This window comes from Verrucomicrobiota bacterium (assembly GCA_016871495.1).
Lineage (GTDB): Bacteria > Verrucomicrobiota > Verrucomicrobiia > Limisphaerales > VHDF01 > VHDF01.
This window is the reverse complement of record VHDF01000126.1, coordinates 1-10,434: the sequence shown is the minus strand read 5'-3', so window position 1 is coordinate 10,434 and position 10,434 is coordinate 1. Positions and strand designations below refer to the sequence as shown.

The window sequence follows — 10,434 nt, the reverse complement described above, 5'->3', positions numbered from 1 at the left end:
GATCCTTCTAAGGTTTGAACTCGATCCTGGCAATACTTCTTCGATGCGGAATCCTCCGCCGCCCGGCGGCTGATACGTCTGATTGCCTGCCCCGTCGCGGCCGCCCCAATCCAACCACCTTTGCTCCCAGACCCTTCGACTTCATCCGCCCATTCCGGGGTCCAGGTCGATCGCCATTTCGCGTCCCCAATCTCCGTGCCGGTCGCGGTCGTTGACGAAATTCGTCATCGCACGCTTTGAGACCGAGCGCCAGGCGCTGGCCATGATGGATCATCCCAACATCGCCAGCGCCTGTCGCTCCGCCTCAAATCGGGCTACCACCTGTTTGCTGTCCATGCCCAGCTTAATGATCTTCAGCGCCACCCGACGGCGGACCGGTTCTTCCTGTTCGGCCATGTACACCACGCCCATGCCGCCTTCACCAATCTGCTGAAGCAATTTGTACCGGCCAATCTTCGTGCCGGGACCTTCATGAATTCCGGAGTAAAGAACGGTTTTTTCAGGTTGAGTCAGTCCAACCGGCCTGGCCTCAAAGAGCCCATCCGCACTTTCCGCTGCCTTGAGAAGCTTTTCCACTTCCTGGCGCAGGCCGATGTCCTCCTTGCAGGCCAGTTTCAGGTATTCCGCCCGGGAATCCGGCGGAAGCGCCCGGACAGCATTGAAGAGGGTTTCGAGGAGCTGATTGTGGTCGTTCATGGATCAGATTCGGTTGTGCTTCCAGCCATCTATGCGCCGTTTTGAGTCGAATGCCCTCAACCAACTTAAAAAAGTGGTGAATCAACGTGCAGGCTCGATCTGGCTGAACAACCAGGCTTTGGCGAAAGACCAGTGGCGCTCAATGGTGGCTTCCGAAAGCCCCATCGCCTCGGCCGTTTCGCGATTGGTCAAACCCACGAAGTAACGCAGCTTGACCACTTCGGCCCGCTTCGGATCCTCACGTTCCAGGCGTGCCAGCGCCTCGTCCATGGCCACCAGTTGTTCCTCACGGACACCCGCCGCAATTTCCACGTCATCCACGTCCACGCGCTCCAACCCGCCACCATGCCGGAGCCGAAACCGGCGTCTGGCCTTCTCAACCATAATGCGGCGCATGGACTCGGCGGCAGCCGCAAAAAGTGGCGTCGACTGTCCCAGCTCTGTCAGTCGCCACCCGCCAGTCGGAGCCAAGCTTCATGCACCAGGGCGGTGGCCTGAAGGGTTTGGCCGGGCTTCTCCTGAGCCATTTTGGATGCCGCCAGCTTGCGCAACTCTTCATAGACCAGCGGGAGAAGCTCGTCGGCCGCCTTCGGATCGCCGGCCTCAATGGCATTCAGTAGGAGGGTGACGTTGGACATGGGACCAGTATGGCGGATCGAGTACCGGAGGACGAGTTTTGTCCGAAATCGCCGTGCGGATTTCAGAATGACGGTTGGCAGCGATGGAAGTGCGTAGCATGGCGATCATCACCAGTCCCGCCGAAATGCTCCTGGCGGAAGTGGGCAGCTACTCCGGTGGCGCCGCCACTCCCGCTGAGGCGGGTGACCCAGGCAGTCAACGACTAGATCTGAAGAAGGTCCCTCGTTCCAGCCTCACTCGAATGCAGAGCCATTCGGGTCAGGTCTCTGCTTTGGACAAAAGCTGTTGGAATCGCCGCGAGAATGGCGGCCTGAGCAAATCGCAGAGGGATGAATGAAAATCCGGTCATGAATTTCATCGGCTTGAACTCGGAGCTCTCACAGTATGGGGCACGGTCAGCCCTTCGTAGTCCTTCACGAACTGCTGCTTCGCCAGGTTTTGCGCTGGGAAAAATCCGCCCCATCCATTGACGACAGCCTTGGCATCGCGGGTTTGAGAGTGTAGGTAACTCGCCCATGAATTCCACCTCGGCGAGGGTCGCGCTTTCCGCTTTGGCATATCTCCTGGTGCTTACCCTGGGTGCGCACGACTGGCCCGAGTTTCGCGGGCCGACCGGGCAAGGACATTCACCGGCGAAGGACGTCCCGATTCGCTGGAGCAGGACCGAGAATGTGGCTTGGAAGTCGGCGATTCCGGGCGCAGGATGGTCTTCACCGGTGCTCGTAAACAGTCGTCTGTATCTCACGACCGCGACATCCCGTGAGGCTGCAAAGGGTTTGAAGCTGATCGCGCTGTGTCTGGATGCCCGCGACGGGGCGTTGCTCTGGAGCACGAATGTGTTCAGCCCGGAGGACGGTTCGAGTCTCCATCGCAAGAACAGTTACGCCAGTCCCACGCCGCTCGTGCGCGATGGCCGGCTTTACGTCCACTTCGGACACTTGGGCACAGCGTGCCTGGACTTGGAGGGCCGCGTCTTGTGGCGGCAGACCTCGATCCAGTATCCGTCTATGCATGGCAACGGCGGCTCGCCGGTGCTGGCGGGCGAACGATTGATCTTCAGTTGCGATGGGATGACCAACCCGGTGGTGGTGGCGCTGGATCGGCGCACCGGCGAGGTGCAGTGGAAGACGCCGCGGGACAACGAATCCGTTCCGAGGAAGTTTTCGTTCAGCACACCGCTGCTCATTACCAACGGTGGTCGTGAAGAACTCATCAGCCCCGGCTCGGGTGGGACCTACGCCTACGATCCGGCCACGGGTCGCGCGCTGTGGAAGGTCAGCACGGGCGCGGGCTTCTCGGTCGTGCCCCGTCCGGTGTTCGCACACGGGTTGCTGTTCGTGAACACGGACTACGACTTTCCGAAACTCTTCGCCATCCGGCCCGGCGGGGAAGGCGACGTGACCTCGACTCATCTGGCCTGGCAGACCGGACGCGGCGCGCCAAGCACACCTTCGGCGCTGGTGGTGGGTTCAGAACTTTACTTCGTGTCGGACGCCGGCATCGCGACCTGCGCCGATGCGAAGACGGGCACGGTCCATTGGAACGAACGTCTCGGTGGCGCCTTCTCGGCATCCCCGGTGTTTGCCGACGGCCGCATCTATTTTCAGAACGAGGAAGGCGTGGGCTATGTGCTGAAGGCTGGGAAGATGTTTGAGCCACTTTCCAAGAACGAGCTGGGTGAGCGCACGCTGGCGAGCTATGCCGTGGGTGACGGCGCGCTGTTCATCCGCGGGGCGGAGCATTTGTTCCGTATCGGCAAGAAATGACTCCTGGCACCCGGTAGAATTACAAGGGTCAGTCCCACACCTGGTCACGACGGTTTGCCCCGCCGCGCCCTCGAAGGATGGACCGGACGCGACGAAGTGCGCGGCCGCATTCCCTTCGACGAATTGCCGCATCTCTTCAACCCCGACTCCGGCTATGTCAGCCACGCGAACGCTGGGGGAATACCGGGTTGAGGAATCCGCCGACCGGCGGTTGAAGGTTCCGTTCGGTTTCCCGTACGTGCTGGAAAGGTTCAAGATTCTGCTCCTGGCACTGGACAATACGCAGGCTTTGGGAGCGGCCATCTTCAAACCAGCAAGGTCCCATAATACAGGGTCGAACCGTTGTTGATCACGAAGCAGAGCCGGCCACGATAGGGCTCCGCCAGCCAATAAACCCCGCCCAACGACGCCTTCGCCACGGTGTCGCAGGTCACACGCTCGATCTTCGACCAGTGATCGCCGCCGTCGTCGCTCCACATGTAGCCCGCGTTGAAGTTCGGTGAATTCTCGCCCGCGAAAGTAAACAGGCAATGCAGCCGCCCGGTAGGATCCTCCACGATGCTCGGGCTGACGATCTGCGGATCGAGGAACATTTGCTTCCAGCCATCCGCGTCGCGCCGCGCGTGCACGGTGTAGTACCGAGCCAGCGGCTCCGCTTTCGTAGGTGATGTAGAGGTAATCGCCAAGGCTGACGATTTTGTTCTGGCTGAACAGCCCGTTGTAGTTGCTGTTCGCCTTGATGATTTCCAAGGAGACCTTCATGCGAAGAGGTTGTCCTCGATGGCGCCGCGGAACACCGGCGATTCGGGCGCGTGGTTGAATCCGGCGCAGACAATCTCGTAGCGATTCCCGACCCGGGCCCATTGTGGCGTCACGTAGTGCGCCGAGCGGCGGGCGGCATCGTCGGTCAACGCCCGGACCGGACTCCAGGTTCGCCCGCCATCCCGGCTTCCGTAGTGAGTGTTGATGCCCGGGATTCAGGCTCAATCCAGTTCAATTTGCCCATACCAAATCGGAGAAGGCTTCTTTCCGGACCACATGTTGCAGGTGAACTGGAGGTGGCCGTGGCGTATACGTGGATTGACGGCCACGTGCGCGTAGCTGAGGCGCAGGCGATTCGCGTCAAGGGTCAAAGCTTGGATCGGAGCCCACGTGTCTCCAGCGTCTTCGCTGAGGGTGTAGCCCAGATCGTAGAAGGCGTCGTTGCTGCGTTTCTGAGTCACCACGGCATGAAGGCGGCTACGCTCGTCCTCCGCGAGGACGGCATAGCCAATGTCGCGATCCAACTCCGGGCACAACAGGCTGGATTTCCAACCGTCGTCATCCCGGCGGAGGTGCTTCACGCGGATGTTGGGTTCCGGTTTGCTGCCGGAGGCGGCTCCAAAGGCGATGCCGTACGGCCGGGAGTACCAGTAGAGCACGTGGGGACGAGCGGCCTGGTCCACGAGGAGGCTGAGGTTGTGCGTGTTCGCCTCGCCGCCGCCCGTGGCCTGGCTGCTCGATAAGCTTTCCATCTCAGAAGACTTCCAGTCGACCGGCAGGCCCAAAGCCCGGCCATCGCTGCGATGCCAGGAAGTGCCACGGTCGTCGGAGCGCATGTAATAAATCCCTTCGTAAAGGGCTGGTCCCGCGTTCCAACCGCAAAAGATGAGATGAATCGATGGACCTCGGCAGACGACTGCCGGATAGATGCAAGAACCCGTGGCCAGGGTGCGCGTGTCGCTCCAGGCGCCGCCGCGAGGCTTTTCCCGGAATCCGAAGGTCTTCAGTCCGGCGCCGAAATAGTAGAGCGTGCCGTCGTCGCCGATCGCCGCGGCTGAGTAGTTCTTTTCGTAAACCCGCTCGCCCGCGTCGAACCGGCTCACCGAATGCGGCATGAGTCCGGTGTAATGCCAGATCTCCTGGCCGCGTCCGCGATCCTCCAATCCAAATGCGTGAACGAAACCTTCCGCATCCTCAACCAGGTACGGTCTTTGAATGGGAAGAAGGGTGCCGCGCTGCCAGATTCCGCCCATCTGACGCCACAGCGCTGCGCCCTGTCCCGTGGCGTACCCCATCACCGTCGAGCCGTCGCCGAGGCCAAACAGCTTCCCAGCGGCCGCTGACGGAAAGAACGCGTTGTTGTCGCCGTCATTGGCCAATCGCCGAATGCGGCATCGCCGCCTTGGGTAGCGCTGCCGGGAGGGAACAGAAGCGCCGTCCGCCGCCAGGGCGGGACCGATGACGCCGACGGTCGCAACGGCCATCGAGACTTGGACGAATTGCCTCCGATTGAGTGAGTTCATTTTGTTTCGATCCAAGTGGCGCATGCTCTTGCGGAGAGTCAATCTGAATTAGCCTGGGGATTCCCGTTCAGTTCTCCCGCCCGGGCGTCAGTCGACCGTAGTACACGTGACGTGTTTCCCCCGGGTAGGGGCCGGTGAAGTAGCAGTCGATCACGTTCGAGGGTTTTCCACCGGCGCGCGTGCTGTTAATGAAGACATGATCGATCGGCGTCGGGGTCATGAGTCGAACTGGTTCGCTGATGCGACCAGGGTCGTTGATCTCGCCAACGGCATACCACAGTTCAAAGCGGAACCATTCGCCGCGGCAGAGGAAATAGTGGAGCCGCCCGTCCGGCGTTTCGTGCAATCGTCCCCGGGAGAAGTTCCCCAGCCGGTGGTGGGTAAACGGTCCCTCCGGGCGCCCGACAGCATGATACAGGGCGTCATCCGAGCGTTTCTGTCCGTCCGTCGCCCACGACCACTCGCCGGTTCCGGGCGTGGGGTTCCGAAGGTAAAGGAAGTGGACACGTCCCGCGCGATCCAGCAGCAGATCCTCGTTCTCCGTCGCACCCCGCGCGGCGCCCGCGATCGTGTCGGAGACGTCACTGATCGTCTGCATCGTCCAACCCTCCGGATTTTGAACAAGGTTTGGATTCCAGTAGTAGTAAGTGCGCAGCGTGTGGTAGCCGGAGCCTTTCACGAAATAGTCGTCGTAGCAGAACGCGTGACCGGCTCCGTCCCGATAGGCAACGAAATAATAGGCCCGGCCCTTCTCGTGCGCGACGCGGCCCTGCGCAGCCGGCCGGTAGCCGTTGGTCGCACCCAGCACGTACCAACTCATTCCGGGCAATCCGCCCGCGACCAGGATGTTGTCTCCGGCGTCGATGCCGGCGCCGAAGCGGGTGTCGGCTCGGGCGAACTGTTGCACGGAGAAGGTTCGAATCTGTCCTGGCGGATCGAACCGTGCATGGTAACTCGCGCTCTCGCCCGCGATGACGTGAACCCGTCCCTTGGAATCCACAAGCAGGACGCCGTTTTGCGGGACCCTGGGCAGCGGCGGACTGGCTTCCCACTGGCCTTGCTTGACCCGCCGGAAGACCACCAGGTGCAAGTCATCGCGCCAGCACATCGCGTACACGTCGTCGCCATGCCGCACGATGTTGGATTGATTGAAGCCCCAAGAACTGCGGCCGGTGCCGCCCCGCTGCGTGTAGCCTGCGGTATCGGTGATGAGTTCCGTTTCGAATCGCGGGTTCAACGGCGGGCCGAGAGAAACGGGAAGCATGTCCGCGCCGAGCGATACGGCAGTCATCGCACTGGCGACGACCGGAGCGATACCAGCGAGACGCAAGGAACACTGTGAAAGGAGAGCGGGCACGGCGCACAATCTGCCATTCATGGGCACGCCCCGGCAACCCGGGAGCAGCCATCGACATGGTGCGTGGGAGCCGCGGTACATGGTCCAGGCATATCGAGCCAGCTTTTCCAAGCAGCGGTTGAACCGGCTTGCATCGGTCACGTGCAACCAGCGAGTGGAGTGGCTCAAATTCGAGCCAGGCGTCCGCTGGATCGGAGAGTCATGATTGTCCATGAGGACAGAGGAATGGACTTCGACGCCAAATCGTTCGGAAAGTTACGCACGCGTCGAAGGAAACTGCGCCGGTCGTCAGCGGAGAGAAAGATCCGATCCCAGCGTTGACCGCGATGGACCCATGATACCACCTTCCAACAACCAGCATGCGCAGTCGTCGTGACATGGCGCCGCTCATCACGCCATTCCCAATGATCGCTTTGCCCGCCTCCCCGACCGCGCTCAATTCCAAGGCATCGAGCCCTTCGCCAGCCCGACCGAGATCGGCCACGCTACGGTTTCAAAACCTCCGGAAAGTCTCCCGCATAACGACTCGTGCGAGCCAGGACATCGGCAACGTATTTTCGCGTCATTGGAAAGCCGATTTGCTCGGCAAACAAAGCGCTGTTCGTGGCGGCCGAACCTTTGGCCCATTTCAAAACATTGGCCCGGCCGGCATTGTAGTCGGCCAAAGCATAGACCAGGGCTCCATCCGTGTGCCGGTAGCGTCCCAGCAGTTTCTTGAGGTACCACGTGCCCGCCAGGGTATTGGTCGAAGGCGAGGTCAGATGTTCCATGGTAAAGTCCTTCAGACGCTCGGCGTCCGCCCATTCTCGCGCCGCCAAATCGCGGATCTGCATCAATCCGACTTCTCCCGCCTTGCCCCTCGAGGCTGCGTCAAACCGGCTTTCCTTCCACACCACCGCCTTCACGACCGCTGGGTCCATGCTGTAAGTTTTCGAAGCCGCAGCGATCGCTTCATCGTGCCGCTGTTCACGGTGGCGACGCCAAAACCCAATCGCCAGGATGGCGTCCCCTATCAGAAAGACCAAGGCCACCAGAATCCAAGGGAGACGGTCTTGCCCTCGCTTACTCATTCCAAGGCCACGTCGCCGCACAAGCAAACCTCCAACCCGAGCTCCGCGAGCGCCGCCGCCTTGATGCGGGCGGCACGGTGCGCCTGTTTCGCGCTTGGAGCATAGACGACCTGGATGTGATTCGACTTGTGGCGGGCCATCATCTGGTCCCGTGTCACGCCCTCGAGGACGGCGTGCATGATCGGCCATTGCGGAGTGGTTTGTTTCCAGCGATCGTCGGTCTCTTCGGCCGACAACGAGACGACCTTCCCCACCCCGATGTCGCAGCAAAGTTTGCCCCGCGCGATGAACACCCGGCTCCATACGATAACGCCCGGCTTGGAAATCCCCTTGACCGTCCCCCCCCCCAATCGGAAGTACATGGCCGGCTGGCGTTCACTGCTCGTTCCGCGATACCCACCGATGAAGTGCGCCGGCGGAGCCGCCCCCGATATCAGGAACACCCACACGTAGGCGTCGATGCCCTGTCCCCGGTAGTGACGGCCCCACCGCAGATCGTGCAGCGTGTTCTCGGGTCTGAATCCCAGCTCCCTCCATAAACGGTAAGTGATCAAGCCATCCAACCCCGCGCCTTCATCGACTTCGTTGAAGTGGGGGAGCGCTTCGCCTTCGAACAAGACGCGTGTTCCATGCTCCTCCCGCACCGGCGGGCGCTCGGCGTTATTCAGCAATCCCTCCACGAGATCACTGGCGGGGGCCAGGTCCTTCAATCCTTGCTGATACTGGATGCCAATCGTGTCGCATCCGAATTCATCGGCCAGGCGCAGAGCCGCCACATACATCCGGCACTGTTCCAAGGTCTGCCGCTCCGTCAACTCGCTCGCCTCGTCCCGGCCCCAGTGGAAAGTCATCCCCTTGCGCTGCAGCCAGTCCAGCACCCCGCGCGCTTCGTCGCCCGTCACTCGCTGATGCATCGCGGCATATAATGCGGACTGGCTCAAGCGTTCCTTGAACACTCCCGTGGGGTTCAGCAGTTCATCGGGAATGATGGCGTTGTGCATCCCCATGCATCCTTCGTCAAAGACGCCCATCAGCGCTTTGCGGTTGCGAAACCGCCGTGCGAAGTCCCGGCCCAAAGCCTCGTCCCGGCTCGGCATCCGAAGCCAATCGAAAGGCCGGACGTGCGACTGATCGTGCGTGGCGCGGCCGGTGTCAATCCACGCGCGCAGTCCGTCCAGGAAAAAACGATCGCGAAAATCCTCGCTCCAAAGCGTGCTGTACGGAATCCCCATTTTGGTCAGCGATCCATTCAAATTCAACATGCCCACCAAGCCGGGCCAGGTGCCGCTCCAATTCGCCACGGTGAGGATCGGGGCTCGATGGGTGGAAAGCCCGGGCAGGACATGCTGGCTGTACTGCCAGACGGATTCGCCGACGATCAACGGAACGTCGGGATCCAAGGAACGAAAGACTTCCAGGCCCATCTTCTGAGAGTCGATAAATCCGTGCTGCTTTTTCGGGTCGAAGGCGTGTGCGCGGATGAGCCTGAATCCGCAATCGGCCACGGCTTTGGAAAGAGCACGCTCCATCTTGGCTTGCTCGGCCCAACATTTTTGGTTGGCGGACAGTCGAAGATCGCCATTGGCGATCAGGGAAATAACGCGGGTGGAGGTGGATTTCGAAGATTTCATAGCCATGACGATTCCGGCAACGAGCAGGATTGTAGAACAGGAAACCGGGCTTGGCTATGTCGGATGCACGAAAGGAATGCTTGAAAATGGAAGGATGCTTTATTTGAATGATGAAAATGAAATCCCCGCGCGCTTGGTTTTCCCTGGCGGTGAGCCTCCTTCTCACCTCCCTGCCGTCCGTGAGCCTGAGGGCGGCCGATTCCCCGAAGGCCGGAGACCCGGCGCCGGATTTTGCGCTTCCCGGCAGCGACGGGAAAATGCATGCGCTCTCCACCCACAAGGGAAAGAGAGCGGTGGTGATTGCGTGGTTTCCCAAGGCTTTTACCGGTGGGTGAACGGCCGAATGCAAGTCGCTCCGTGAGAGCGGCGCCGCGCTGAAGAAGTTCGAAGCCGTCTACTTCGCTGCGAGTTGTGATCCGATGGAGGGTGAAAGGGGGAACAAGAAGTTCGCCGAATCCCTCGGGCTCGATTACCCCATTCTGAGCGACGAAACCAAAGCCGTCGCCAAAGCCTACCGGGTGCTAGCCGCGAATGGAAACTTCGCCCAACGCTGGACCTTCTACATCGGAAAAGACGGCAAGATCCTGTTCATCGACACCAAAGTGAATGCCGGCAAGCACGGTGCGGATGTGGCTGCCAAGTTGAAGGAGTTGGGAGTTCCCGAGAAACCCTGACCCGCTAGCCCGCATCTTTCACACTCGACTGGGGTGGGAAACGTTCCCCATGGAGTTTCCGCAATGCGGGTTGGATCAAATCGCGCTCCCCCGTGCATCATCTCGCACCACAAGGGCGCGGTTAACCCGACTTTCGCAACTGGCGGGGTTTTTGAAAAAAATCGCGGGAGCGGAAATTCAAAATCCCCCACAAAATCGACATTTTCACCCCTCCAAAATCGCCTTTTTACGTTGTGTGCAGACCTCGGCTCTTCCCATCCCCTTCGAGCCTGCTAAGATCCAGGGCTGATGGCCTTTTTCTTACGCGCTCACGAAC

General features: G+C 60.7%; 8 protein-coding genes and 2 pseudogenes. 3 read left to right on the top strand and 7 right to left on the bottom strand.

Going from position 1 to position 10,434, the window contains the following annotated elements; translation table 11 throughout:
* Nucleotides 1-276: 276 nt before the first annotated feature.
* A pseudogene (locus FJ404_18325) lies at nt 277-465 on the bottom strand (serine/threonine protein kinase).
* Between the two features lie 312 nt (nt 466-777).
* Nucleotides 778-1,334, bottom strand: a pseudogene (locus FJ404_18320) (sigma-70 family RNA polymerase sigma factor).
* Between the two features lie 516 nt (nt 1,335-1,850).
* Between FJ404_18320 and FJ404_18315 the strand changes: the two are divergent.
* Together FJ404_18315 and FJ404_18310 are read left to right on the top strand one after the other, a co-directional pair.
* Nucleotides 1,851-3,101 (top strand): PQQ-like beta-propeller repeat protein, encoded by a 1,251-nt coding sequence (locus FJ404_18315; protein MBM3824807.1) that lies wholly within the window; start codon nt 1,851-1,853, stop codon nt 3,099-3,101.
* Between the two features lie 3 nt (nt 3,102-3,104).
* Nucleotides 3,105-3,293: a penicillin acylase family protein gene (locus FJ404_18310; GenBank protein ID MBM3824806.1), complete on the top strand. Its 189-nt coding sequence runs from the start codon at nt 3,105-3,107 to the stop codon at nt 3,291-3,293.
* A 113-nt stretch (nt 3,294-3,406) separates the two neighbouring features.
* On the opposite strand, the gene FJ404_18305 is transcribed toward FJ404_18310, so the two are convergent.
* From FJ404_18305 to FJ404_18285, 5 genes are all read right to left on the bottom strand, one after another.
* The gene (locus FJ404_18305) at nt 3,407-3,730 is read right to left on the bottom strand and encodes a hypothetical protein (protein MBM3824805.1); all 324 of its coding nucleotides are present in this window, start codon (nt 3,728-3,730) and stop codon (nt 3,407-3,409) included.
* 354 nt (nt 3,731-4,084) lie between these two features.
* The gene (locus tag FJ404_18300; protein MBM3824804.1) at nt 4,085-5,410 is read right to left on the bottom strand and encodes a hypothetical protein; all 1,326 of its coding nucleotides are present in this window, start codon (nt 5,408-5,410) and stop codon (nt 4,085-4,087) included.
* A 43-nt stretch (nt 5,411-5,453) separates the two neighbouring features.
* Nucleotides 5,454-6,623, bottom strand: coding sequence for a hypothetical protein (locus tag FJ404_18295; GenBank protein MBM3824803.1), 1,170 nt, complete (start codon nt 6,621-6,623; stop codon nt 5,454-5,456).
* Between the two features lie 605 nt (nt 6,624-7,228).
* The gene (locus FJ404_18290; protein ID MBM3824802.1) at nt 7,229-7,813 is read right to left on the bottom strand and encodes a lytic transglycosylase domain-containing protein; all 585 of its coding nucleotides are present in this window, start codon (nt 7,811-7,813) and stop codon (nt 7,229-7,231) included.
* The gene (locus tag FJ404_18285; GenBank protein ID MBM3824801.1) at nt 7,810-9,444 is read right to left on the bottom strand and encodes a fucose isomerase; all 1,635 of its coding nucleotides are present in this window, start codon (nt 9,442-9,444) and stop codon (nt 7,810-7,812) included. Before FJ404_18285 ends, FJ404_18290 begins: the two co-directional genes overlap by 4 nt.
* 116 nt (nt 9,445-9,560) lie before the next feature.
* Here FJ404_18285 and FJ404_18280 point away from each other — a divergent pair, with 116 nt between their 5' ends.
* Nucleotides 9,561-10,118 carry a redoxin domain-containing protein gene (locus FJ404_18280; GenBank protein MBM3824800.1) on the top strand — a complete coding sequence of 186 codons (558 nt, stop codon included), beginning with the start codon at nt 9,561-9,563 and terminating at the stop codon, nt 10,116-10,118.
* Nucleotides 10,119-10,434 lie beyond the last annotated feature (316 nt).

What these genes read in the sequence shown, in the direction of transcription:
- FJ404_18315 (MBM3824807.1), top strand. Translation starts at nt 1,851, where the DNA reads ATGAATTCCACCTCGGCGAGGGTCGCGCTTTCCGCTTTGGCATATCTC.
- FJ404_18300 (MBM3824804.1), bottom strand. Translation starts at nt 5,410, where the DNA reads ATGCGCCACTTGGATCGAAACAAAATGAACTCACTCAATCGGAGGCAA.
- FJ404_18290 (MBM3824802.1), bottom strand. Translation starts at nt 7,813, where the DNA reads ATGAGTAAGCGAGGGCAAGACCGTCTCCCTTGGATTCTGGTGGCCTTG.
- FJ404_18285 (MBM3824801.1), bottom strand. Translation starts at nt 9,444, where the DNA reads ATGAAATCTTCGAAATCCACCTCCACCCGCGTTATTTCCCTGATCGCC.